The following is a 26121-nucleotide window of genomic DNA, read 5'->3' as shown; positions in this document are numbered from 1 at the left end:
GGTCAGCTTATGGCTGACCAACTTCTTCGTTTACCTTAGTTCTTACCACCCCTTCAAGGCTTTTTAAGCCCCACTGCTTACCAATCTCGACAGCTTCATCAATTGGCTTTTTTAAGGTTATGGCATTGTATAGCGCAACGAGAGCGCCAACACGGTTGCTGCTAGCACAGTGAAGTAAGGTGGTTTGTTGTTGATGCTCATTGAGTAAGGCCTGAAGCTTAGTGGCATTTTCAATCGTAATATCAGCTTTAGATTGCACAGGAATATGGTAATAGTTCATGCCAAGCTCAGTCACTAATTCTTGCTCAGACCAATTTGTTTCGTTATCACCACGTAGGTTAATGATGTTCTCAACACCGAGTTGTTTTAACTTGGCAAAATCGGTTTGATTGGGCTGCCCTGAGGTTAATACATGCTCAGACTGGGCCTTTAGATTTAGAATATCCAGTTGTGTAGCGGTCGTTTGTGCTGCCGATACTGAAAAAGACAGTAAAGTAGCGCACGCTAATAATATGAAGCTCTTCATGTTATTCCTTCTATTAAGTTTAATTTTTGCGGTAAACGGTTTTACCACGGCTAATGGTTGCTAACACTTGTAAGTTATGAAGCTCTTCAGGCTTTATTTTCAACGGATTATTATCAAGGATAATTAAATCAGCTTGCATCCCTTGTTTTAATTGTCCTTTTGAGGTCTCTTCAAAGTGTTGATACGCCGGCCATGTCGTCATTGCTTGTAGTGCAGTATACACAGAAACACGTTGTTCAGGACCTAATACTTTATCTGTGCGAGTAGTGCGATTCACCGTTGCATCTAATACCCTTAGTGCATTTGGTAGAGCCACTGGCGCATCATGATGGGTGCTAAACATTAATCCTTGCTTGCGAACAGCATGAGTGGGTGAAATAAAATCGGCACGGGGGTGACCTAGCACCGAATTTACATGCCAATCGCCCCAATAAAAGGTATGCATTGGGAAGAGCGATGGAAATATGCCCAACTCTTTAAGGCGATTTACCTGATCTTGACGAATAGTTTGACCATGAATAAGTACAGGGCGGCGGTCTTTTTTACCAAGCTTGTTATTGGCATTTTCAACAGCATCTAAAAATTGCTCAATGGCGGCATCACCATTTGCATGTGTCATCACTTGCCAACCATTGGCAAAGGCCGTTTCTACATATTGATAAGCTTGTTCATCATTAAAAGTAGGGTAGCCTGCATAACCTTGCTCTTGGCCTTCAGGTGCTTTTAAGTATGGATGAGATAACCAAGCAGTTTTCCCTTGCGGTGAGCCATCAAAGTTAAGTTTTACACCCCCAATGCGAAAATGATTTGTGTAGTGTTTACTGTTATAGGTTGAGTCCATAAAACTGCTGCTGGTGGCCATATCAGCATACGCAACCACATCAATCACGAATTTATCAGCCTTTGATGCTCTTACCATCGAATCATAGGCTTCTTGAGTTGCTCGGCCTTCTTGCGCTGTGGTGTAGCCGTATTTTGTGTAGAGCTTTTGTCCTTCTTGTAGCATTAAATCTTGTAAGTCAGGATCAAACGACTGCATGAGTTTAAACAGTAAACCAAAGTGTGCATTTTCTTCGAGCACCCCATTAGGTTCTTGTGAGTTCGCCATACGACGAATTAGCCCACCTTTAGGGTTTTCTGTGTTTTCGTCGATGCCAGCCAGAGTTAAAGCTTTACTGTTTGCAACACTTAAGTGCCCCGAGGTATGAATGATGATCACTGGCTTTTCGGTGCTAACGCGGTCTAAGTCCATTTTAGTCGGGTATCTATCAAGCTCAGCATCATCGTAACCAAAGCCTAAGATAGCGCCGGTTTTTTCAATAAATGTGGTGTAATCAGGGTTATTCTGTGCGGCTGTAAGCATATTAACGATTTGCTCAACACTATTGGCATCACCATCTGGGCTAGGTAATACATTGGCTACCATGGCTTGCAAACCAACACCGTAGACATGGCTATGACCATCTACAAAGCCTGGCATCAAGGTTTTTCCTTGTAAATCAATCAGCTTTGTTTTGCCAAATTTAAACTCAAGGGCTTTAGTTTTATCACCCACAAAGATGATTTTGTCACCTTGGGTAGCGATTGCTTGTGCATATTCTGGTTCATCGCCAGTCATTGTAAGAATATCGCCACCATAATAAATGGTATCTGCAGCACTCACTTGCAGAGGTAGCGTTTTAGCTGTTTGTTCAGGGCGATTATCGCAAGCCGTTAAGGCAAGTAATGAACAAGCGATTGCGAGGTGATGTTTCATTTAAATCTTCCATGAATTTTAATTATGTCTAAGAATATAGTCTGTTTAAAAATTTTGTCTTTAAAAAATAGACTTAAATTTCATTAAAGTACAAGACTATAGCTGCACCATCGAGGCTACTACCGTTGTGAATGTTGATACCAATGCCAAAGTTGTCAAACCATGACGTCCACTTTCTACTGTCCCATAAAAAGCCGATACCGTATTCATAAAAGTGATCTGTAGAAAATGCAATACGACCATCACCACCTAAATCAATTCGCTGTCCTTTAATATAAAAAGCTTGCTCAAAAAGGCCTATTTTAAACATGTTAAACTTAGCTTTAATTCCATTGAGTGTACGCCAAGTTTCAGGAGCTGCATTACTCATTCCGTCAGGATGAGACAAGGCCCAGCCATAATAGTAATTAAAGTTAAGTTTGTATTCGTAATAGCCCCAGTGCCTTGGCAGGCGATAAATCATGGTCGCATTTGGATTTAGTACTAGTGCATTACTATTTAGGTTGGTGTAAAGATTATCAGCTAAAGGCTGTATATTACGTCTAGATTCGGGCGAGTTGTACTCGTAATCATTGTTGTAATGTAAGTAGTGACTGTTAAAGCCAAGTTGATATGACCATTTAGATCCAAGCGCTTTCTCTGCATTAACACCGATCATGCTGTTATACACCGTTTCTGAAATATAGTCGTCAGCGACATTGTCATACAGTGAGATAAAATCTGATTGATTTAAATAGCTGACTCTACCTGTCAAACTTAGTTTGTGCTGATAAATTGGCTCATCAAGCTGCCATGTATAAGGAATGCTGTAGAGTTTGAGTTTTTTTCTAAGTGCGATACTGTCTTCATCTTTACTAGCATGTTGCGAGTTAAACAATGTTTGCGGATCAAAATCACCAAACCCCAAGGTAATACTGTCACCATCAGTTAAAACTAACGAGGTTGCAAATGCGGTTTCGAGCTGCTTAGTTGGGTTTGCATAGCTGCTCGCGCAAAACACACACGTCATCATTATGCAAGCAGTTAAATACGGTATGTACTTGTTATTCATTAAAAAATCAACTCTCGCTCAAAAGTATTAAATAGCGAAGGGGGGGAATTTAGCTGTACTAGTCCCTAATTGCTATTCAGATCATACAAAAGTTCTTTCTCAGAACTAATAACAAAGGTTGTCAGAAATTTCACATACCCATATTGAATCAGAATTTTCTCATTAGAATGGCTAGGAGTTTAATCTAATGTAAATGATATGTACAAAGTGGATGTTCGTAATTAACAGTGGATTTGTTGCAATTACAATTAATCTTATAAAGAGGTCTCACTTTGAAAGTGTCATACTTTTTAACTAGTTATAATGGATTGAAACTTAAGTTTTCGACAATCATGCTATTTACTGGCTTATTATTATGTAGTCAACATAGTAAAGCCGAGCAAACTCACTGGTTTGTATCTGGGCAAATAGGTTCAGCTTCCACAGACCTTAGCACAAAAGACTTAACATCATCATTAAGTGAACAAGGGACCATTATTGATTCTGTTTCGATTAAAGACTCGGATACAGGTTACCAAGCTGCAATCGGTTATAAATTCAATTCAATTTATTCACTACAAGTCGGTTATGTAGATTTCGGTGAGAGACATTTCAGCTTTACAGGCGAAGTCACCGATTTAGACAACTTTCACACGGCCATAAAACGAATTTACCCTGAATCAGCAAAGGGGCCTCAGGTATCAATTTTAGCGTCGTGGCCAATCACCAAAATAATATCGCTGACTGGTAAGATAGGATATTTAGATTGGCACCAAGATTACCAATACCAATCAAACTCTTCACAGTTATTTAAAGCAAAACGCAGTGGTAACAGTGCCACCTTTGGAATTGAAGCGAGTTTTGATCTTTTTAAAAATATCCAGATTTTTCTAAGTTACGACCATGCAGCGCTAGATGCAAATGATGCTTCGATGATCTCAATTGGCGCAAGATATTATTTCGACTAACCCATTATCGATGTATGCGAGGGGCGTACATTTTAATTACCTCAAGGAATAGCTGAAACACGAGTAAACCATTTTAGATGAATTTACTACCAGCTTGAAATTTCTACAGGAACACGACGTCATGCTATCAACAATTATTAAATACCTATACCTCATAGCGCTTATTTCGCCTATGACTATATTGGCTATGCCGATTACAATTATCGCACCTACTGTGACCTTCACACTCGATGTTGAGCCAAGTGACAGCATTGAAACAGTTAAAGGGCTTGTTGAACAGCAGACTCAAATTGTACTGACTAGACAAATCATCACTTTTAATGGTCAAACATTAGAAAATGCTCGGTCATTGTCTGATTACAATGTGGTAAAAAACTCTATTTTGAATGTCACTAAATCGAATTTAGCCCCTAGTTTTTCCTATGAGAATCCATCGCAGCTACTAGGGAGTTTAAGCTTGGATGATTCTCTATATCCAAATATTACTTTAGATAATAATGAAGTCCCTTATATTATTTTAAAAAATACTTTCAACAATAGAGCCGATGTTTATAAATATGTGGATAGTGCTTGGGAATCAATTGATGGGGGGGAAACGCTTACTGATGCGTATGGCGAAACAGATATTGTCTTTGACCAAAATAATAATTTATATATTGCTTATATATCTGGCACTGGTTCGTCGCAGACAATTGTTGTAAAAAAACTTGTAAATGGTAATTGGACTGAGCTTGGCTCAGGCCAAATTAGCGGCACAAAAATAGAGCACATTGATTTAAAGGTTGATGATAATGATATTTTATATCTTGCCTATGATAACTCAACCGTATACGTGAAAAAGTGGGCTAATAATAGTTGGGTTAATGTAGGTACGCAGGCAAGTAATGGAAATGCTAAAAGCCCTGAAATTGCCTTTAATTCGAAAAATGAAATGTATGTCGTTTATAATAAAACAGTAAGTCCTGCCTCTGTTGAGGTAAGAAAGTTTAATGGCACATCATGGATAACTTTAAGCTCATCTGCTTTAGGGACTCAACCAGCGATAGATCCTCAAATAGCGTTTGACAGCCAAGACACACTCTATATTTCATTTATAAACTCTACGACATATTTGGGTCCTGTAAAGGTTTATAAATTTGTAGAGGATAACTGGGTTTCGGTTGGCGATACATCAAACCTTTCTGCAATGAGAAAATTAAATCTATTAATTGACTCAAACGACAACGTGTTAATTGCATTTAATGAACAGAGCACATATGGCCGAGGAAAACTATATGCTTTTGAAGGAGAGGTATGGAATTTAAAAGGGCCAATTGCCCCACCGGAAAAATCATATTATTTCGGCCTCGCAATGAGAGCTGTACTTAATTCAAGCGACATTATCTACGCTATTGACTTAAAGTCAGAGGTTGGTGGACCTTTTGTAATCACTAAGGAAAATGCTTCTTTTAGCAATCATTCTAAGAGCATTATGGAGGGAGCATCAAGCTTTAGGTTATTTGAAAATGTAATCGTTGAGGATGCTGTAAACGATAACGTTACCCTCACAATTACGATTTCAGATACGCAATTCGGGTCATTGTCAGGTACTGCAAGTGGTAACGCAGAACTTAATTATGATTCTAGCACAGGCGTTCTAACACTTTCAGGAACAGTCTCAGATATTAATGCTTCGCTTGAAAGTATTGAGTTAATACAGGCTGCAAATGGTGCAGGTCAATTCACACTCACGTTTTCATTAACGGATGGCACAGATACAAACTCTGCAATTGTGGGGACCTATTCAGTTGTTGTACCCAATAAAGCCCCTTCTATCGATATTAATACGGGCCTTTCATTAGATGAAGGTGCAACGAAAGTAATTAATACTCAGAGCTTATCGGCTTCAGATCCTGATGATAGCGGCACAGGGTTAACATACACGATTAAATCAGTACCTACTTATGGCAGTTTATTTGTCGATGCCAATGATAATAGCAGTTTAGATGCGGGTGAAAAGCTTTCGTTGAATGGTACTTTTACACAGCAAACACTGGATGATTCAAAACTTTATTATAAACACAATGGCACTGAAACAAACTCTGATAACTTTAAGTTCGATCTTGCAGATGGTGGGGAGGATGATGTTGCACCGATTATAGATCAATCTTTCATTATATCTATTACACCGCAAAATGATGCACCTAAAATATCTAAAGCCGCAAAATGGGAATATGTTGGTGATGCAAATTTTGCAAAAGAACGGATAAGTGATACCGCCATAGCTGTTGATAGAAACAGTGTAGTATATTCAGCTTTTACTTATTATCTCGAACCAGCAGGGTATGGAATTGCAGTAAAGAAATATGATAGCAGGACTTGGCAAAACATAAGTAACACTAATCTCGCTGAGGGCTCGGTTAATAGTAATCTTAGTTTAGCTATTAATCGTTCTGATGAGCTTTTTATTGCTTATGAAGATTCAGGGTTTGAGAATAAGGTTGTTGTAAAGACTCTTAAAAATGGCTCTTGGACAGTACTTGGGGGAGAGGCCGTAAGCGCAGGGGTCGCAAATCACGCTTCTATTGCTTTTGACAGTGCTGATAATTTATACCTCACTTACCAAGATTATTTAAATAATAACACTGCAACAGTGAAAAAATGGGATGGCACAGAATGGACCACTGTGGGTGAAGCCGCAATTGCATCTGGGGTTACATCGCAAATGAAGCTCTCTTTTGATAGTAAGGACACGCCCTATTTGGCATATAAAGTAGATATTAATCAAAATAATATCAATGTAGTTAAATTCGAGAATAATAGTTGGACTCAGGTCGGCTCTGCAAATTTTGAGACGAATGTAATGAGATTAGATTTCACTATTATTAATGATGTTCCATACGTTGCTTTTTCAAAAAAATCATCTCAACTCATATCTGTCAATAGGTTTAATGGTCAAACTTGGGAGTTGGCTGGTAACAGTGATCTTTTGGGCGGCAGTGGTTTCGGGCCAAAAATAGCAGCAAATAGTGACAATATTCCTTTTGTTGCTGTGAATGATTATGTCAACGGTGGAGATGTATCTGTAATGCAGTTGACGGGAAATACGTGGAACCATGTTGGTAAAGCCGGAATAACAACTAAGAGAACTACTTTTCCTTCTTTCGCAATTGATGACAACGATACACTACTAGTTTCATTTGGAGATACAGATAACGACAGTAATGCTTCTATGATGAAGTATGAGCAGTCAATTTTTGACAGCTTCTCTATGACTACCAAGGAAGATAGCAATAAAAACTTACTCTTTGGAGGGCATATAATAACTGATAAAGAAAACGATAATGTTACTCTTACCATCACTCTTGCAAACAATACATCAGGCAAACTTGCGGGTACTGCAAGTGGTAGTGCCAACTTAGACTACGATATTGAAACAGCTACACTCACATTGAGTGGCTCACTAGTCGATGTTAACGCAAGTTTAGCAAGCCTTTCGTATACGCCAGCTGCTGATTATTCTGGCTCATTGGGTATTTCGTTTAAACTATCTGATGGCAGTAACACTGTCACACCTGTAAATGGCACTATAACTGTTACTGCTGTTAATGATGCACCAACGATTACTTCACAAGCCTTAGTACTTGCAACTGAAGATACAGCTTATGCATATCAACTTGCTGTCACCGATGCTGACAAAGACGAAACATATAAATTTAGCGCTTCAATATTACCTAGCTGGTTATCGATAAATACATCTACAGGTTTACTTGTTGGAACACCAAGCAATAATGATGTTGGTGAGCATAATGTCTCAATTAAAGTAACTGATTCGGCCGGTGCTTCTGATATTCAAATATTTACCATTACAGTAGCTAATGTAAATGATAAGCCGGTAATTACGTCAACCCCTGATACTGTCGCAGTTGAAGAGCAGTTATACAATTATACTGTTTCAGCTACAGATATTGATGCAGGAGATACGCTTTCGTACACAGTGCTTGGCCTTCCAAGTTGGTTATCTTTTAATGAAGCTACTCGCAGTTTTAAAGGCACACCTACTAATGATGATGTAGCGTCGTATAAGATCACTGTTGTTGTCATGGATATGAGTGAAGAGGAGGCACGACAATCATTTACTCTAACTGTTTCAAACGTAAATGACGCTCCAGTGTTTTCATCAACACCTATTACAACTGCGATTGAGGACAGCATCTATAACTATACTGTAAGTGCAACTGATGTTGATAAAGGCGATATGCTAATTTATTCAGCCAAGACGCTTCCTAGTTGGTTAAGCATAGATGCTGCGACAGGTTTAGTTACTGGTACGCCAGGTAATGATGATGTAGGCATGCATACGGTTAGTTTAATCGTCACGGATAGTGCAAAAGAAACAGATTCTCAGATGTTTTCTATCACCGTTGAGAATGTAAATGATGCGCCTGAATTTTCATCAACACCAATTACAACTGCAACCGAAGATGAGTTATACAGCTATATCGTTTCGGCAACGGATGTGGATGCTGATGATAGTCTTTCTTATACAGCCCTTGGTATGCCTAGCTGGTTAACCTTTGATACTAAAACGCATACCCTAAGTGGCACACCCACTAATGATGATGTAGGTACGTATAATATTACGCTTGTTGTAACAGATGCGAGTAAAGAGGAGATTAAGCAGGAATTTACACTGAGAGTTGTGAATGTAAACGATGTACCCGATGTGCATGATGATAAAGTAAGTGTTGATGAGGACAACAGTGTTGCTATTAATATTTTAGAGAACGATTCAGATGTTGATAGTGGCTTAAACCCTGCCAGTGTCAGAGTGGTAACAGCGCCAACACTAGGAAAAACAAGCTTAAATACTGCGAATGGGGTTATTACTTATACACCGAATGAAAATGTTAATGGCTCTGATACTTTTACTTATACTGTCGATGACTTAGATAATGGACGCTCAGCTATTGCAACAGTGTCAATTACCATCAATTCGGTTAATGATGCACCATTTGCTAAGATTGATACGGCCATAACTGAAGAAGACATGGCAATTGAAATTGATGTCGCACTAAACGATTCAGATATTGATGAAGGTGATTCACTCGATTTATCTAGCTTAGAAGTTGTCACAGCGCCAGAAAATGGTAAAGCGAGTGTACAAAACAAGCGCATTCTCTATACCCCAAACACAAACTTTAATGGCAGTGACACATTTACATACCGTGTTGCAGATGGATCTGGAGCTATGTCTAATCAGGCGAGCGTAATGGTAAAAGTAGGTGAAGTTAATGATGCCCCAATCGCAACAAACGATGCAGCTGAGCTTGATGAAGACACCTCGATTGAATTGTCAATTTTAGACAATGACCTTGATGTAGATAGCGATTTAACAATTGATAATGTGACAATTACCCAAGCCCCAGCAAACGGCAAAGTTAGCGTTAATAGTACCTCAGGTACTATTGGCTATATGCCAAATGCTAATTTCTTTGGTAGCGATAGCTTCAGTTATAGTGTTAAAGATGACCAATCATTAATGTCAAATATCGCCGTTGTGAAATTAACGGTCAATAGTGTGAATGATGCACCCGTCGCTAACGATGATGTTGCTCAATTGCTCGAAGATACAGCCCATAGCATTAATGTACTGGGCAACGACTTAGATATTGATGGTTCGCTTGATAAGTCAAGCCTTGAAGTTGTTACCGAGCCAGAACATGGTAGTACAAAAATTGTAGACGGCATGATCAGCTATACGCCTAATGCTAATAGTAATGGTGAAGATAGCTTTAGTTATCGTGTTAAAGATGATTTGGGTGTTTGGTCAAATAATGCAAATGTCGCCATCACAGTAACAGCTGTAAATGATGCGCCGCTGGCAAATAATGATGTAATACAAATTGATGAAGATGAGAGCGTTATCATCGATGTAACAGGCAATGATTCTGATGTTGATGGTAGCATAGATGAGGACTCAGTTAAGATTGTTACTGAACCGGCATTTGGTAATGTAATAAATAATGTAGATGGTACAGTTACTTATACTCCAGTAAGCAATTATGTTGGTTTTGATACCTTTACTTATTCAGTGCTTGATAATGAAGGTGCAGAGTCGAATACGGCATCAGTGACTATTACCGTACTTGCTGTCAATGATGCACCATTGATTGAGTCGGCGCCAATCACTTCAGCAACACAGGATGAAGCGTACCGCTATGTACTTGTTGTTAATGATGTAGACAGTGCTGATAGCTATAAATTGAGTGCTACAGAGCTGCCAAGCTGGCTTAATTTTAATCCTGCGACAGGCGAGTTAAGTGGTACACCAAGTAATGATGATGTGGGCAATCATGCTGTTACTTTATTAGTAACTGATGCAGAAGGGTTAACTGATACACAAACCTTTGTTATCACAGTGGCCGATTTTAATGACCAAGCAACAGGTGGTATCAGTATCAGTGGCGAGGCAAAAGAGGGTGAAACCTTACGCGTTGAGTCAACTATTGACGATCCAGATGGTGTGGGAGAATTTACCTATCAATGGATGCGCAATGGGGTGTTAATTACAGGTGCAACACTGTCAGAATACATGCTAACCGATGCAGATATCGGCACGACAATCACGGTTGTTGTTACTTACATTGATGGCCACGGTAATACTGAGACCTTTACATCAGGTGCGACAAGCCCAGTTATTATTGCTAATGTTGCGCCTGTAGCGATTGGTGAACAACTAAGTACTAATGAAGACGAGAGCATCACCTTTACACTTGGGTATTTTGATGAAAATGGCGATGCACTGACATTCAATTTAGTCGCACCGGTTAGTAATGGTACGTTAACAATGGATGTTAATCGTTTTATGTATCAACCAAATGCAGATTTTAGTGGCTCAGATAGCTTTAGCTATACCGTATCAGATGGTGTTTTAAGCTCTGAAATAGCAACAGTGACGATTGTGGTGAATCCAGTCAATGATGCACCTGTTACTACACCAGATAACTTCACCGTCAATGCAGACTTAAATGAGTATGTAGTGCTTGATGTGTTAGCGAATGACATTGATGTTGATGGTGATGCACTAACATTAGTTAAAGCGCTTGCAAGTGTTGGCAGTATTCGAATTGTTGATAATAAGCTTGAATATTTGGCGCCTGTTGGCTTAAACGCAGAGGTGATCATTACTTATCAAATTAAAGATGCAAGTGGTGAAGTGGTAGATGTAACACTGGTTGTAAACGTTGTTTCAACCTTAACAGATATAACTATCACAGCACCTGAAGATAAAACGATTGCCTCAGAAGGGCTGTTCACTAAGGTGAATATGGGAACAGCAGTTGCAATGGATGCATTGGGTAATCCAGTGCGTGTTACGGCAAGTTCTAAAGGCTTCTTTGCACCTGGAACACATACCGTTGTTTGGAGTGCAGGAGAAGGGAACGAGCAAGTTTCAGCTACGCAATTGATCCATGTAATCCCGCAAGTTAATTTCAGTAAAGATCAAACTGCAACTGAAGGAACATACGTCATAATTAAAGCGATTCTCAATGGTGATGCAGTAACTTACCCTGTTGTTGTGCCATTTACCGTATCAGGTGATGCGATTACAGGAGAAGATCATGACTTATCTGAAGGTGAATTTATCTTTAAACAAGGTCAACGCGAAGCTCAATTGATAGTTAACCTTATTGAAGATGAACAGTTAGAAAGCACAGAAACTTTAACTGTTCATTTTAAAGAACCTAAAAATGCTGTTGTGGGTACGTTAGGTTCACACACACTAACAATTGCAGAGGGAAATGTTGCGCCAAGCGTAGAGTTATTTGCAGCTCAGCAAGGTATGAGTACGCGTCTAATTGATAAACAAGCAGGTGAAGTAACTATCAGTGCATTTGTTACAGATGCAAACCTAGCCGATACCCATGTATTTGATTGGCAAGTGTCTGATGAAGCAATCATCGATGCAGATGCCATCGATGATCAATTTAGCTTTGACCCAAGTTTACTTGCTGAAGGTGTTTATGAGTTTATGGTAACCGTTGATGATGGTGACAAAACTGATACAGTGAAAATTTCACTGACAGTGCTTGATTCATTACCTGAGTTATCAGCCATTGATTCAGACTTTGATGGTATCAATGATGATGAAGAAGGGTATGGCGACAGTGATAACGACGGTATTCCAGATTATCTAGATGCAAGCTCGCTTGCTAGCAATGTTGTTCAAGAAAAGCTGATCGAAAGTGAATTTTTCTTGATGGAGACAGAGCCTGGACTTCATTTGAGCTTAGGTAACGTTGCTTTTAAAGCATCAGGTAGCAACACCGGTATTACTGAAGGCGATGCAGTTAAATACGGACATAACGGATTAGGTGCAAAAGCTGATAATGGGTTTGACTACATAAATGGCGTGTTTGATTTCAATGTAAATGAAATTCCGGTTGCGGGTCAGTCTGTCAGTGTAGTGATAGCACAGTTTAGGCCAATACCAAGCAATGCTGTCTATCGTAAATTGATGCCAACAGGTTGGACAGAGTTTGTAGTCGATAGTCGTAATCGTATTGCATCAGCGCCTGGTGCTGAAGGGTTCTGCCCACCACCACAAGATGTGCTTTACACAGAAGGACTTACCGAAGGTCACTGGTGTGTTCAGCTGACTATTGAAGATGGTGGTCCAAATGATGCCGATGGCCAAGTTAATCGTGCAATTGAAGATCCAAGTGGTATCGCAACTTTAGATACGCATAATACTCAGCCAGTAGCTACGGATGATGTTATTACGGTAAAACGTAATATCAGCACCTACCTTGATGTGTTAGTCAATGATACAGATGCAGATGGTGATTTATTAACGCTTACGTCGGCAACCGTTGATATTGGTGAAGTCAGTATTATTAGTAATGAACTGCATTTTAGTCCACAAGCCGAACATGTAGGTACAGCAACAATAAACTATGGCGTATCTGATGGTAATGGCGGCTCAGCATTTGCAGCTGTGACCGTTGAGGTCGTTGAAAACAAAGCACCGCAAGTGAGTGCCATTATTAATGTAACAACTGATGATCAAAGCCCAATTAACATCGACATACTGGCTAATGTTACTGATGATGATAATAATGATTTCACTATTATTTCTGCATCAGCTGATAATGGGACAGTAGTAATCAATGATGATGGTACTATTACGTATACTCCAAATGTGGGTTTTGAGGGCACTGATACAGTGACCTTCATTATCTCTGATGGTGATGGCGGAATAACTCAAGGGAAGTTTAATGTCGTTGTTAAAGCCTATAAACGAGTGAGTGTTGAGCATAAAACAAGTGGGGGGGCGCTACCTCTGAGCTTAATCTCATTATTGTTACTGCTAGTGCTTATTAGATGCTATCAGTATCGGGCTCGCCGTTAGAAAGCAAAAGCCAAGCATTAGCTTGGCTTTTTTACACCTCTTTGAGAAGAGATTAAGGCTGATAATAAATCGGTGATTCAGGGCCAACTGGGAAGCCCAGAACAAATACCCATAAGTAGAATAACGCGACCCAACCAACAAAGAAGATCATGCTGTAAGGCAGCATGGTCGCAACCAGTGTGCCAATACCCATGTCTTTCTTATATTTAGTTGCTACAGCCAGTATCAAGCCAAAGTAGCTCATCATTGGTGTGATGAGGTTAGTAACCGAGTCACCAATTCGATATGCAGCTTGAATGGTTTCTGGCGCGTAGCCTATTAGCATTAACATTGGTACGAAGATAGGTGCAGTTACCGCCCACTGTGCTGATGAAGAACCCAAGCTTAAGTTAACCAATGCACACATTAAAATGAATAGCACGAATACTTCAGGACCAGTTAGGTTCAGTGTTTGTAAAAGAGCGGCGCCGTTAATAGCTAAAATTGTGCCTAGGTTAGTCCATTTAAAAAAAGCAACAAATTGCGCGGCAAAGAAAACCAGCACAATGTACATACCCATTGAGCTCATACTTTTGCTCATGGCATCAATGACATCTTTATCGTTCTTCATAGTGCCAACAACGCGACCGTAAACAAAGCCCGGAATACCGAAAGTCACAAAGATAAATACCACAATGCCTTTTAAAAATGGCGAGTGTGCAACAAGGCCTGTTTCTGGGTTACGTAAAATGCCGTCTTCAGGAACAATTGTCCAAGCAAGTAATAATGACACCACTAACAGTGAAACACCCGCCCACTTAAGGCCTGACTTTTCTTTATCGGTTAGGCCAGCAATGTCATTCTTTGGCAAATCATTGCTTGCTTCTTCAGGGTTGTACTTGCCAAGGCGTGGTTCAACGATTTTTTCTGTAACGAAAGTGCCTAAAATGGCAATTAAAAATACAGAGATCATCATGAAATACCAGTTTGCTTCTGCGCCAACTTGGTAATTTGGATCAATCATTTGTGCTGCAGGTGTTGTGATACCTGCAAGTAGCGGGTCAATGGTGCCTAGCAATAGGTTGGCACTGTAACCACCTGAAACACCAGCAAATGCGGCAGCAAGACCGGCAAGTGGGTGACGACCAAGGCTGTGGAATATCATCGCTGCTAATGGAATAAGTACCACGTAGCCAAGCTCTGACGCCGTATTTGATAAAATCGCAGCAAACACCACCATAAAAGTAACGAGCCTTTTAGATGCGCCCATCACCATGCCACGCATAGCAGCTGAGAGTAAACCTGAGTGCTCTGCGACACTTACGCCTAATAAAGCAACCAGTACCGTGCCAAGTGGTGCGAAACTGGTGAAGTTGGTAACAAGGCCGGTAACGATACGCTGGAGGCCTTCTGCACTAAGTAGGCTGACAACTTCAATAACACCATCAGGGTCGCGACCCGCAGCGCCTTCCGGACGTGGGTCGATAGCACTTAATCCAAACCAATCGGCGATGCCGCTAAAAACAATAATAGCAACGCAGAACATTGCAAATAATGTGATAGGGTGGGGTAGCATGTTACCCAAAAATTCAACGGTGGCTAAAAATCGGTTAAACAACCCATTATTGCCACCCTCATGGGTATTGTGAGAGTTTATAGTTTTTGACATGTCCAGTTCTCGTTATTTCAAAATGGCGCTAACCTAGCATTTTTTACCGGACAGATCATGTTTTAGCGGTGGGCAAAGCTAATAGGTACGTTCCAATACGCCCTTGTATAGCAAGGGATAGCGGCGCAAACGTTTACCAATGTAATCATCGGCTAGAATTTGCGCACAGATTTGGTCTACATCGTTACTTGCTTCAAACACCCAGTCAAATCGCTCAATAGCAAGCAGAAAACCACGTTTGAGGAACTGTTGTTCTCGATAGTAGCTAAGATTATCGCGGATGATATCTAACTTATCAGGGTTATTTTTAAGTTCATTAATAACTTGGTTGATAAACGCTTGCTGTTGCTTTGACTCAGTTTTTACCCGTCGTTTCATTATCTATTTATGGTTCCTGCTCTGCGATATATAGCACTTTCTTTAAAAAGTCTTCTTTGTTTTTTTCATGTTGGTAGTCAAGGTGGTAGGTATTGTGAAAACCAAAGCGAAGTAACACACCACTGCCTTTAAGATATACGGTATAACCATCGATATCGGAAAAAGCACAAATACCTTCGTATAGCTTCCCATCTTCATGATCTTCACCGTGTTGAATGATTTTCTCATATACAGAAAGAATTAATTTACCGTCTAGCTCATTTTTCATGATGACTCCTTTTTTGTGCAATACGTTTCATATCTATAAAAAGTTTAGTGCTATTTTTAATGTTTTGAGTGTTTCTAACCTCTACTTTGCGATAAATCATTAAATCTGCATTTAGCCAGCAGATGTCGAAAATTTACAATATTTTGGCTTACATTACGCTTACGCTTGGTTTTATTTAAGGAACGTACTATGAAATATAAGTTTTTCCTCATGATATTGCTGACAGGCTTGATGCTTGTAAGCCAAAGAATATCAGCGAATACAGACACGCTTATTTTAGAAAATGAAGCAGGGCAAATCGTCAAATTTGAAAGTTTCTTAGGCAAAAAACCAGTTTATTTAAAGTTTTGGGCAACTTGGTGTAAGCCATGTATGGAGCAGATGCCGCATTTTCAGCATGCTTACGAACAATATGGCGATAAAATTCAATTTGTGGCGATAAATATCGACCTCAATGATGATGCACACTCTGTTGCTAAGGTTAAAGAACGTTTTTCACTTAGCATGCCATTATTTACTGATCTCACAGCTCAGGTTGCTAAACACTATGAATTTATGGGTACCCCTTTTCATGTGCTAATTGATAGCGATGAAAAAGTGATTTTTCAAGGTCACGAAGCTGATAAAGCGCTTGATAACACGTTACGTTTGTTATCACACAATGGCAAAGTTGAAAAAGCGCGGCTACTTGGTGAAAAGCAAAGTGAAGCAACGCCTTTGGTTATTCCGAATAAAGGCAAAAAAGTAGTGCTTTTCACCGCAACGTGGTGTGATTGGTACTTGGCCGACACTCGCCCTGCTATGGCAAAGCAGTGCGTATTAGCACAGCAACATGTTAATAAGTTGGCGGAGCAAGGGATTGATGTCGAGGTTAAAGTAAGTCAGTTGTGGACCGATCAAACTGCAGTGCGAGAATATGTTGATAAATTCTCTGCAACCATGCCCGTTTCAATCGATTATGGTAATGATTTATTTATCAAAAATGACATTAATTCGGTACCAAATCTGCTTATATACAGCGATGGAAAATTAGTTTCTAAGCAGGCTAAATTTTAGCTAAAAACTGATTAATTTTGCTTTGTAATTATGTAAATTTAGCCTATGCTCTAGGCTCATTTTTTAGTGAGCCTAGAGCATGATTGATAAGGCATTATTAGCAAAAACACGCGAATTATCAGACCGATTAATTGCATTGCAAACACCCATTCGTATCCTTGATGCAATCAATTGGGATAAACAAATCAAAGAAGAGTTTTTTAAGCACAAATGCCAGAAAAACCCTACGATTGATCAAGCCTATTACCAACAGCGTGACCTTGGTTTTGTACCAAGCGAATTGCGCCGAGGTTTTTCTGATTTAAATCGCGATATCATCAGCCAATTAGGGCAGTTAAATCCAATCGCCCAATACATGAGCAAGATGTGTACTGAATATAAAACCGTACTCAGTATGATTGAGTATCGTGGTACCCCGGAGTTTCATGATCTATCTGTTGAGTTGTTTGGTCATCCTAAAGATTTATTTCATGCTGGAGAGCCTTCACTTTCTGAGCTTGCAACCATGCTTGAGCAGCCGCTAAAGAGTATGCTTGATGCCGATATATTGCCTGATGATCCAAAAAATATAGATGCCGAAGATGCAGTTAAAATTCTCGCATCACAAGTGTCTCAAACGATGCCAGGTATCGATGTTGAGGTCATTCTTAGTGACGGTATTGTCAGTGATGCTGCAGCTGGTGCAAATAATATAAAACTTAATCAAGATGTTAAGTTTTCCCAGCGTGAGCTTGATATTCTAGAAGTGCATGAAGGCTGGATCCATGTAGGTACGACCCAAAATGGCTTATCACAGCCTTATTTAACCTGTTTGAGTAAAGGCACACCTAGCTCTACGGTCACCCAAGAAGGGCTTGCTGTGTTGACCGAAATTATTACCTTAAAATCGACGCCTCGACGTTTAGCAAAATTAGTTAATCGTATTCAAGGTATTACGAAAGTCATTGATGGTGCTGAGTTTGTTGATATCTATCGCGACTATATAGCTCAAGGTTTAAGTAAAGACGACAGCTATACACTCACTCAACGCGTGTTTAGAGGAAGTACAGCAACGGGATTACCTTTTACCAAAGATATCGCCTATATCAAAGGTTTCGTTTTAGTGTATAACCTTATTCGTGTGGCAATACAATTAGGTCGCATTGATCAATTGCACTTATTATTGGTCGGTAAAATCTCAATTGATGATTTTAGATTGATATCACAGTTACATGATTTAGGTGTCATTGAAGATCCTAAATTTATTCCACCACACTTTAAAGACTTACGAGGCTTAGCAACTTGGTTGAGCTTTGGTCGTTTTATTGGCAACTTGTCGTTTGAACAGTTAGAAAACGATTACAAACCACTCTTTCTTTAAACAAATACACAAAAAAAATGCAGCTGGAATGAGCAGCTGCATTTTCAGTTTTAAAGCATGTTGCCTTACATGCTTTTAGTCGAGGAAACGATTAACCAGTAAGTGCGTCAACCTGTACTACATCATTGAGAATGATAACGTTTGCACGCTTGAAGAAGTTAAAATCTGTCGCGGTTGCTAATGTGTAAGCACCCATCATACGACTGATAATTAAATCACCATTGTCTAATTTTGGTAGCATGATTGACTCACTCACTACGTCGATACTGTCGCAAGTAGGGCCTGCTAATACTGATTCTACGCGCTCGTTTGATTGTTTTAACGACTCTATTGGGTATGATGCTTCATCAAATAATAAACCACTGAATGAGCCATAAATACCATCATCTAAGTAGTACCACGGCTTACCTTCACGAACTGCTTGGCCCATTACCGATGCAACACTAGTTACAGCACTTGCAACAATAAAACGACCCGGTTCTGCAATCACGCGAACTGTCTCTGGTAACAGTGCTAACGCATCATTAATTGGCGCACAAAATTCATCAATTGGCAGCACGTCTTTGCTGTATGGCACTGGGAAACCACCACCAATATCAAGCGTACTAAGCGCTGGTAATCCTAAGTCAGCTACTTCATTCATTACTTGGTTGCATGCAGCTATTGCTGTTACGTATTTAGCTGGGCTCGCTGTTTGTGAACCAACATGGAACGACAAACCTTTTATGCGAATACCTAATTGTTGCGCGTAAGTAATGATTTCGATGGCCATTGCTGGGCTGCAACCAAACTTTTTCGATAAGTCAGCGAATGACTCTGCATTACGAAAGCTTAAGCGCACAAGTAATTCAACTTGATCTTTGTAAGCAATGAACTTTTCTAATTCATTGATGTTATCAACCACAAATACGTTACAACCGTATTCAAGTGCATCACGAATATCACGATCACGCTTTATAGGGTGTGTGTGAATAGTGCGATCACTTGGCACGCCTTGACTTGCTACTAAGTCAACTTCACCGCTCGTTGCTAAATCAAAGCTTGCACCTTCTTCTAAAAGAGTGCGAACAACCGCCGCCAGAGGAAGTGGCTTTAGTGCAAAGTGTAAAACAACACCTGGTAAAGCACGGCTTAATGCACGGTATTGATGACGAACAGATTCACAATCAAGCACCATTAGAGGTGCGCCATGTTGTGTAACTAATTGTTCAAGAAGTTGGATTGATGGTTGTGCAATTGACTCATTAGCAGCAACCGCAGCTGCAGGTACTTTGGTTGTTAAATCTTGTGTTAGTGTAGAAATAGCCATTTTACTCTCCGGCAATTAAGCAACAGCTCGGGAAAATGGGAGTCCGAGTCAGTTGAGTGTCATTAAACGCACTTATTGTTATGTGCAATCAAATTCACTCTTGGATAGTTGCTCTATCGCCTTGCTACAAACAGTGTTTGTAATGTACTCGGATTGGCTATCATCAAGAAGCGGCGAGATAATATATCTGCTTTTTTTATTGTGCAAGCTTTTTTTTTAGGAAATTCATGAAGCGAAAATAAATCAATTAACTGTTGTTTTTGAAGGATATTTTGTATCTTCTTTTATAAACATTAAGCATTGCTTCGAGATCAGCTGACAGGTTATTGGCTTTATGAATGGCGTACAGATATTCCGCCATAGGTGGCGTCATCATGTATGTATTCATTAATCTAATAGCATGTATGCCCTCAGCCGTTTTACTACATGTGAAATAGCCATTAGTAAACTCAGGATACTCACTAATTGGACGAGAACTTACCAGCTTTAATTGATCTTCGTTTAAGTGAGCATATAGAGACTCAGGATATGCGACGATAAAGTCAATACGTTGATTTAAAAGTAGCTTACTTAATTGCAGAAATGGATTTTCACCATAGATATTAGCAATTTTTGAGCGATATTTTTCAAAAGATGAATCTAATTGTTGATAGCTCGAGGAACCAATAATTCCGAAAATATACTTCTCTTTTAAAAGAGAGGTAACAGAAACAGGGGAAGGAAGATTGTCTATATTTGATTTTAACCCGAAAAGCTGTCTTTGCATGTGCATAAAAGTGGGTACTTTTGAAAACAGCATGTGCTCAGCTCGTTCAGCTGACTTTATTGCATTGAAAGTACAGCTAGGCTCTTTGCTTGAAAGACGCTTAATTAATCGAGCATGATTCGTAAATTGTACACTTAGATGAAATTCATCGCCTAAAGCAGGTTTGATAACTTTAAGAAAATGCTCGTTGATGTTTCTTTTATCAAACTCATTAGCAAAATAGGAGTGGGATAGGATGGTTAGTTTGCGCTTCTCACTTGCTTTAGTATCAGTACTAAAAAATGTTATGGCAAAAAATGAAACAAGAATAAATGCCCAAGCCATTTGTTGAAGGAATTGATTTGTCTGACTGTTAAACCTTGGTGTCTTCATATGGCTCGGGTATTAATTAAAAACTTAATTATCGAGCATTGGTGCTCTCAAATATTTTATCAGCTGATGCAGCAACAAAGCCGGTGTATAGCTCGCCATCTGGTTTTGCATAACGCAGAGCGAATTCATAGAAACAGCTAGGTACAGCTACAACGCCATCACTAAATTCAACTTCACTGTCATCAGCAAGTGTTGAAGATTGCTCAAGTAAAACTTCTGGTGAACCTTTAATTTCACCACCAGATGTATTTAATGCAAAACCTGCATCTTTAAGTGCCTGGTTTACGCTTTCGATGTCATCAAATTTAGCAAGCTCATTGATGCTTACTGTAAAGTGATTAGCACGGTAGCCCCACGCCGACATCCACGCTGCATACTCACTCTCTTCTAATAGCTTTTTGTAAGTTTCTGAACTTACTTGCCAATGCGTACCTGAATAGAGGAAATTATCCGCTGTTACATCGCTTTCGTCAATCTGTGAAACCATATCATTTACGATAGCTTGTAATTCTTCTGAACATTGCTCAACAAGTAGTTCAGAGATAAATACTTTAGGTTGTTTTGGATCAGAATGTTCAAAGTGCTTAGCGTACAATTTCTTTGCCTCAAAATGGTACTCGCCGCATTCTTTATAACCAACTGCTAAAAAGTGCGCAGCTAGCTTTTCTAAACCGATTTTTTCATGATTAAAAGTGCGTAGAGCGATGTGATCGTTAATCACGTCATCTTTTTGAGTAGAGCCTAATAGCTCATGTACTTTTACTGCCGAAGGCGTAACTGATAAATAGTTTTCCCATAGGTTTTCAAATAGGGCGTTTACATCTGTGTGCATGTTTAATTCCTTCAATTAAGGCGGCGAAGCCGCCAATCAATTATTCAATAATTAAGCCCGGCGCAAGGGTCTGTGGTAAGTTAACTTTTTCGGCTTCAACAGAAGCAACAGGGTACGCACAGTAATCAGCAGCATAATAAGCGCTCGCTCTGTGGTTACCACTGGCACCAATACCACCAAACGGTGCAGCGCTTGATGCGCCTGTAATTGGTCGGTTCCAGTTAACGATACCGGCACGAATACGTTTTAAGAAATGTTGGTAGTCATTACTATCATCACTTAATAAACCAGCAGATAAACCAAATGAGGTGTTATTCGCTTCATTAATCGCGCTATCGAAATCTGTGTAGCGGTAAACCTTGATCAAAGGACCAAAGTGCTCTTCATCAGGCATATCTTCAACAGCTGTTACATCAATAATACCAGGGCTTACAAAACCTGTACCCGGTTCTAAATGCTTAAGCTCAACAAGAGAAGTCGCTCCCATATCAAGTAACTGTTGCTGAGCTGCAACCATACCTAATGCGGCTTTTTCGCTGATCATTGCACCCATAAATGGTTGATCTTCGCTGAAGCTGTCGGCTACTTTAATTTGTTTTGTTGCAGCAATTAATTTTTCTAAAATTGCATCGCCATTTGCTGAGTTCTCAATGAATAAACGACGAGAACAGGTACAACGTTGGCCAGAAGTAATGAAACCAGACTGAATAATATCGTGAACAGCCGCGCTTACATCAGCGACATCTTTTACGACTAGTGGGTTATTACCACCCATTTCCAGCGCTAAGATTTTACCTGGGTGACCTGCAAATTGCTTATGTAATAGATGGCCTGTATTAGAGCTACCAGTAAAGAATAAACCATCGATATCTTGATGAGATGCAAGCGCAATACCTGTGTCTACTTCACCTTGTACTAGGTTAATCACACCAGCAGGCAAACCTGCTTTTAGCCAAAGCTTTAAAGTGAACTCAGCAACATGAGGCGTTAGTTCTGATGGCTTAAATACAACTGTATTACCTGCTAAAATAGCAGGCACAATATGACCATTCGGTAAATGACCAGGGAAGTTGTATGGGCCAAATACTGCAACAACACCATGAGGCTTATGGCGTATAAATGCTTTAGCGCCCGGCATTGGGTTTTCTGTAGTGCCCGTACGTTCGTTATAGGCCCTGATTGAAATGGCAATTTTACCCGTCATTGCACCTACTTCGGTACGTGTTTCCCATAATGGCTTGCCTGTTTCACGGGCAATGATGGTTGCGAACTCTTCACTGTGCTCTTTTAGTTCAGCAGCAAAATTTTCAAGAATTACAATGCGCTGTTCAAGGGTCATATCAGCCCAGTCAAGCTGAGCATTACGGGCAGCTTTGATAGCATCGGCTACCTGTTCAGCCGTGGCTGTTTTACCTTGCCAAACAACCTCGCCATTACTTGGGTTGATTGAACTAAAATCATGACCAAGGCCTGCTTGCCATTGGTTATCGATAAGTTGAGTTGTTACACTCATTTTAAACTCCTTAAGTGGTTACAAACGGAAGAACCGTGCTGCATCCCCTTGTTTCAATTTAAGTGCATCTGCCACTTCTTGGCTGACGATTAACGTATGCTTAGCGTGGTTATAATGAGCATGTTTGGTGAATGTTGCTCTAAAGTCATTCACGCCTTGGTTGCAGATAGCTAATGTATCTGAGCTTTTCTCATTGATATGGGCAAGCTCACCAATGGTGATAGGGCAAACTTGTGACTCACGAACACTGCGAATATTGCCAAGTTTTGCTTCAACAGTTGGCCCTGCATCGAATAGGTCTACATAACCTCGGTGCTCAAACCCTTCTTTTTCTAGAAGTTTAAGCGCTGGCTTTGTTTTTTCATGGACCTTCCCAATCACAGCTTGTGCTTTTTTGCTCAGTAAGTTGGCATAGATAGGGTACTTAGGCATTAATTCGCTGATAAATACTTTATCGCCTAAACCAACTAAATGGTCTGCCTGTGGGAACTCAATGCTAAAAAAGTGCTCTTGTAACCATTGCCAGAACGGTGAGTGACCGTCTTCATCACTAACACCACGCATTTCTGCGATGATTGTGTCAGCAAAACGTTCACTGTGCTGCGCCATAAATAAGAAGCGCGAACGTGATAAAAAGCGACCCGTTAAACCTTTGCGGTTTTGCTCACGTAAGAACAAAGTACAAATTTCAGAGCAACCTGTATAGTCGTTACACATACTTAGAATATCAACGGTGTTATATACGTTGAGAGTGCGTGAATGGTGAACAGTTTTACCTAGATGGTAATGATACAAAGGAACTGACATACCCACAGCAGCTTCAATAGCCGTTGTACCTATAACTTCACCCGTTTCACTGTCTTCTAAAACAAATAAGTAGGTTTCGTCTTGTGGTTTATTAATGTCTTTTGCAAAACTGCGTTCAGCGCGTTCGATTTTTTCTTGTAGTAAATTGTCGTCAACCGGTAAAGAGGTAAAACCATGACCAGATTCAACAGCAATTTGTTTTAACGCAGCAAAATCATTTGCTGTTATAGGACGTAATACTTGCATTAAGTGCACTCCAATGGCGCATGCTTAAAGCATGCGCCAACTAGGATTAACCGTTTACAACGTCTGCAACCGCTTTTTCAAAGCGAGCTAAACCTTCTTTGATATCCTCTAATGGAATCACTAAAGACGGTGTAAAGCGAACAACATTTGTACCAGCAACAAGACTCATTAAACCATGTTTTGTGCTTGCTACTAGGAAGTCACGTGCACGGCCTTCAAATTTGCTGTTAAGAACCCCACCTAATAATAGACCTTTACCACGTACTTCACTAAACACGTCGTATTTTTCGTTGATTGCAGCAAAACCGTCACGTAAAAGTTGTTCACGCTCTTTAACACCTGCTAGTACTTCTGCTGTATTTACAGTATCAAAAGCAGCTTCTGCTACTGCACAAGCAAGTGGGTTACCACCGTAAGTAGAACCATGGGTACCCACTTTTAAATGCTCTGCAATGCTAGCCGTTGTGATCATTGCACCAATTGGGAAACCACCACCTAATGCTTTCGCAGTCGTAAGAATATCTGGCGTTACATCTAAACCTTGATATGCATATAAATCGCCTGTGCGGCCGACACCAGTTTGTACTTCATCAAAAATAAGTAATGCATTGTGCTTATCACATAACGCACGAACGCCTTTAACGAACTCGTTAGTTGGCGAAATAATACCGCCTTCACCTTGTAAAGGTTCCATCATAACGGCACAAGTGTTGTCACTGATAAGCGCTTCAAAAGCAGCTAAGTCATTATAGTCACAGTGATCGACTGCAGCTGGCTTAGGCCCGAAACCATCAGAGTAAGCCGCTTGGCCACCGACAGTAACAGTGAAGAATGTACGACCGTGGAAACCTTTGTTGAAGGCGATGATTTGATTCTTTTGCTCACCATGGACATCTAATGCCCAACGACGTGCTAGCTTTAATGCTGCTTCATTGGCTTCGGCACCTGAGTTTGCAAAATATACTTTATCTGCAAATGTTGCGTCTGTTAGCTTTTTAGCTAAACGCAATGCCGGCTCATTCGTCATAACGTTTGATAAGTGCCAAATTTTTTCGCCTTGCTCTTTAAGCGCATTGACAAGAGCCGGGTGACAATGGCCTAAACAATTAACAGCAATACCACCTGCAAAATCGATAAATTCTTTACCGTTTTGATCCCAAACACGTGAGCCTTCACCGCGAACAGGAATAACCTCTGATGGGTTGTAGTTTGGTACCATTACGTCGTTAAAAAGTTCTCTTGTTACTTGCATTTATTGCACCTAAATCTGGCTTAGTATGAAAAAAGTTAAATTGCAAAAAATAGGTCAGTTAAGCCGTTCCTGCCTAATTAAGCACGATGAGATTATTTTTCTTATCTATTTTTCTTATTATCTGGGTTAGAGACTTAAATTTGCAGTGCTATTTTGTGAAAAATGACTAAAATAAAAAGCAAATTAACGAACGGAGTAGCCAAATTGATAACTGCACAAGATGAAAAACTATTAGCTATTTTAAGAACCAATGCTCGTGCGAGTATTTCAGACCTTGCTAGAGCGCTTAACTTATCGCGATCAACAGTGCAAAGTCGAATGTTAAAATTAGAAGAAACAGGTGTAATCAAAGGCTATAGTGTAGACTATGGTGATGCCTATTTGAGCCAAATGGTATCGGCGCATGTTTCGATTAAAGTTAAGCAAAAACTCACTACCAAAACTAACCTTGAGTTAAAGCAGATTGATGCTATTTCACAGCTCTATGCAATTAGTGGTGAATTTGATTTGATTGCCGTTGTGCAAGCGCAAAACCTAGAAAAACTTAGCCACCTTTTAGATGACATTGGTAACTTGGATGGCGTGGAGCGAACCACATCATCGGTAATTTTAGAGACAAAGTTTAAGCGTTAACCCTTTT

At 40.0% G+C, this 26121-nt stretch carries 17 protein-coding genes; 5 read left to right on the top strand and 12 right to left on the bottom strand.

Annotated features, from left to right (window positions below):
- Nucleotides 1-7 precede the first annotated feature (7 nt).
- The 3 genes from EVU92_RS18875 to EVU92_RS18865 all read right to left on the bottom strand — a co-directional run bounded on the left by EVU92_RS18875 (nucleotide 8) and on the right by EVU92_RS18865 (nucleotide 3333).
- A complete protein-coding gene (locus EVU92_RS18875) occupies nucleotides 8-526 on the bottom strand; it encodes a protein tyrosine phosphatase family protein (RefSeq protein ID WP_130052703.1) in 519 nt (172 codons plus the stop codon).
- A 19-nt stretch (nucleotides 527-545) separates the two neighbouring features.
- On the bottom strand, nucleotides 546-2282 hold the full coding sequence (locus EVU92_RS18870) for an amidohydrolase (protein ID WP_130052702.1): 1737 nt from the start codon (nucleotides 2280-2282) through the stop codon (nucleotides 546-548).
- A 73-nt stretch (nucleotides 2283-2355) separates the two neighbouring features.
- Nucleotides 2356-3333, bottom strand: a complete 978-nt coding sequence (locus EVU92_RS18865) for a Solitary outer membrane autotransporter beta-barrel domain (protein ID WP_130052701.1) — start codon at nucleotides 3331-3333, stop codon at nucleotides 2356-2358.
- Nucleotides 3334-3641: 308 nt separating this feature from the next.
- On the opposite strand from EVU92_RS18865, the gene EVU92_RS18860 reads away from it, so the two are divergent.
- Both EVU92_RS18860 and EVU92_RS18855 read left to right on the top strand, forming a co-directional pair.
- Complete coding sequence (locus EVU92_RS18860; RefSeq protein ID WP_130052700.1) at nucleotides 3642-4280, top strand: outer membrane beta-barrel protein; 639 nt, start codon at nucleotides 3642-3644, stop codon at nucleotides 4278-4280.
- A gap of 121 nt (nucleotides 4281-4401) precedes the next feature.
- Nucleotides 4402-13674 (top strand): Ig-like domain-containing protein, encoded by a 9273-nt coding sequence (locus EVU92_RS18855; protein WP_130052699.1) that lies wholly within the window; start codon nucleotides 4402-4404, stop codon nucleotides 13672-13674.
- Nucleotides 13675-13726: 52 nt separating this feature from the next.
- Here the strand turns inward: EVU92_RS18855 and EVU92_RS18850 are convergent, their stop codons facing one another.
- From EVU92_RS18850 to EVU92_RS18840, 3 genes are all read right to left on the bottom strand, one after another.
- The gene (locus EVU92_RS18850; protein ID WP_130052698.1) at nucleotides 13727-15322 is read right to left on the bottom strand and encodes an AbgT family transporter; all 1596 of its coding nucleotides are present in this window, start codon (nucleotides 15320-15322) and stop codon (nucleotides 13727-13729) included.
- Between the two features lie 78 nt (nucleotides 15323-15400).
- Nucleotides 15401-15700, bottom strand: a complete 300-nt coding sequence (locus tag EVU92_RS18845; protein ID WP_130052697.1) for a hypothetical protein — start codon at nucleotides 15698-15700, stop codon at nucleotides 15401-15403.
- A 7-nt stretch (nucleotides 15701-15707) separates the two neighbouring features.
- The gene (locus tag EVU92_RS18840) at nucleotides 15708-15968 is read right to left on the bottom strand and encodes a DUF3081 domain-containing protein (protein ID WP_130052696.1); all 261 of its coding nucleotides are present in this window, start codon (nucleotides 15966-15968) and stop codon (nucleotides 15708-15710) included.
- 189 nt (nucleotides 15969-16157) lie between these two features.
- Here EVU92_RS18840 and EVU92_RS18835 point away from each other — a divergent pair, with 189 nt between their 5' ends.
- Both EVU92_RS18835 and EVU92_RS18830 read left to right on the top strand, forming a co-directional pair.
- Nucleotides 16158-17024 carry a redoxin family protein gene (locus EVU92_RS18835; protein WP_130052695.1) on the top strand — a complete coding sequence of 289 codons (867 nt, stop codon included), beginning with the start codon at nucleotides 16158-16160 and terminating at the stop codon, nucleotides 17022-17024.
- A 79-nt stretch (nucleotides 17025-17103) separates the two neighbouring features.
- Complete coding sequence (locus EVU92_RS18830; RefSeq protein ID WP_130052694.1) at nucleotides 17104-18384, top strand: flavohemoglobin expression-modulating QEGLA motif protein; 1281 nt, start codon at nucleotides 17104-17106, stop codon at nucleotides 18382-18384.
- A 91-nt stretch (nucleotides 18385-18475) separates the two neighbouring features.
- On the opposite strand, the gene EVU92_RS18825 is transcribed toward EVU92_RS18830, so the two are convergent.
- The 6 genes from EVU92_RS18825 to EVU92_RS18800 all read right to left on the bottom strand — a co-directional run bounded on the left by EVU92_RS18825 (nucleotide 18476) and on the right by EVU92_RS18800 (nucleotide 25481).
- Nucleotides 18476-19693 (bottom strand): type III PLP-dependent enzyme, encoded by a 1218-nt coding sequence (locus EVU92_RS18825; protein ID WP_130052693.1) that lies wholly within the window; start codon nucleotides 19691-19693, stop codon nucleotides 18476-18478.
- Nucleotides 19694-19940: 247 nt separating this feature from the next.
- Entirely contained in the window at nucleotides 19941-20831 is an 891-nt protein-coding gene (locus EVU92_RS18820) for a hypothetical protein (protein WP_130052692.1), read from the bottom strand.
- Between the two features lie 28 nt (nucleotides 20832-20859).
- Complete coding sequence (locus tag EVU92_RS18815; protein ID WP_130052691.1) at nucleotides 20860-21663, bottom strand: DUF1338 domain-containing protein; 804 nt, start codon at nucleotides 21661-21663, stop codon at nucleotides 20860-20862.
- Nucleotides 21664-21703: 40 nt separating this feature from the next.
- A complete protein-coding gene (astD, locus tag EVU92_RS18810; protein WP_130052690.1) occupies nucleotides 21704-23176 on the bottom strand; it encodes a succinylglutamate-semialdehyde dehydrogenase in 1473 nt (490 codons plus the stop codon).
- An 18-nt stretch (nucleotides 23177-23194) separates the two neighbouring features.
- Complete coding sequence (astA, locus tag EVU92_RS18805) at nucleotides 23195-24229, bottom strand: arginine N-succinyltransferase (protein WP_130052689.1); 1035 nt, start codon at nucleotides 24227-24229, stop codon at nucleotides 23195-23197.
- Nucleotides 24230-24275: 46 nt separating this feature from the next.
- Complete coding sequence (locus tag EVU92_RS18800) at nucleotides 24276-25481, bottom strand: aspartate aminotransferase family protein (protein WP_130052688.1); 1206 nt, start codon at nucleotides 25479-25481, stop codon at nucleotides 24276-24278.
- Between the two features lie 204 nt (nucleotides 25482-25685).
- Between EVU92_RS18800 and EVU92_RS18795 the strand changes: the two genes are divergently transcribed.
- Nucleotides 25686-26114 carry an Lrp/AsnC family transcriptional regulator gene (locus EVU92_RS18795; RefSeq protein WP_130052687.1) on the top strand — a complete coding sequence of 143 codons (429 nt, stop codon included), beginning with the start codon at nucleotides 25686-25688 and terminating at the stop codon, nucleotides 26112-26114.
- Nucleotides 26115-26121: the final 7 nt, after the last annotated feature.

Origin of the sequence: Pseudoalteromonas sp. MEBiC 03485 (genome assembly GCF_004195145.1) — a bacterium.
In the GTDB taxonomy this organism is placed as follows: Bacteria; Pseudomonadota; Gammaproteobacteria; order Enterobacterales; family Alteromonadaceae; genus Pseudoalteromonas; species Pseudoalteromonas apostichopi.
Note: the sequence above shows the minus strand (reverse complement) of the source record. Positions and strands in the feature narration are given on the sequence as shown.

Coding starts and splice junctions, on each gene's coding strand:
- EVU92_RS18820 (WP_130052692.1), bottom strand. CDS start 20,831: ATGAAGACACCAAGGTTTAACAGTCAGACAAATCAATTCCTTCAACAA.
- EVU92_RS18870 (WP_130052702.1), bottom strand. CDS start 2,282: ATGAAACATCACCTCGCAATCGCTTGTTCATTACTTGCCTTAACGGCT.
- astD (WP_130052690.1), bottom strand. CDS start 23,176: ATGAGTGTAACAACTCAACTTATCGATAACCAATGGCAAGCAGGCCTT.
- EVU92_RS18840 (WP_130052696.1), bottom strand. CDS start 15,968: ATGAAAAATGAGCTAGACGGTAAATTAATTCTTTCTGTATATGAGAAA.
- EVU92_RS18850 (WP_130052698.1), bottom strand. CDS start 15,322: ATGTCAAAAACTATAAACTCTCACAATACCCATGAGGGTGGCAATAAT.
- EVU92_RS18800 (WP_130052688.1), bottom strand. CDS start 25,481: ATGCAAGTAACAAGAGAACTTTTTAACGACGTAATGGTACCAAACTAC.
- EVU92_RS18875 (WP_130052703.1), bottom strand. CDS start 526: ATGAAGAGCTTCATATTATTAGCGTGCGCTACTTTACTGTCTTTTTCA.
- EVU92_RS18865 (WP_130052701.1), bottom strand. CDS start 3,333: ATGAATAACAAGTACATACCGTATTTAACTGCTTGCATAATGATGACG.
- EVU92_RS18815 (WP_130052691.1), bottom strand. CDS start 21,663: ATGCACACAGATGTAAACGCCCTATTTGAAAACCTATGGGAAAACTAT.
- EVU92_RS18855 (WP_130052699.1), top strand. CDS start 4,402: ATGCTATCAACAATTATTAAATACCTATACCTCATAGCGCTTATTTCG.
- astA (WP_130052689.1), bottom strand. CDS start 24,229: ATGCAAGTATTACGTCCTATAACAGCAAATGATTTTGCTGCGTTAAAA.
- EVU92_RS18830 (WP_130052694.1), top strand. CDS start 17,104: ATGATTGATAAGGCATTATTAGCAAAAACACGCGAATTATCAGACCGA.
- EVU92_RS18835 (WP_130052695.1), top strand. CDS start 16,158: ATGAAATATAAGTTTTTCCTCATGATATTGCTGACAGGCTTGATGCTT.
- EVU92_RS18825 (WP_130052693.1), bottom strand. CDS start 19,693: ATGGCTATTTCTACACTAACACAAGATTTAACAACCAAAGTACCTGCA.
- EVU92_RS18845 (WP_130052697.1), bottom strand. CDS start 15,700: ATGAAACGACGGGTAAAAACTGAGTCAAAGCAACAGCAAGCGTTTATC.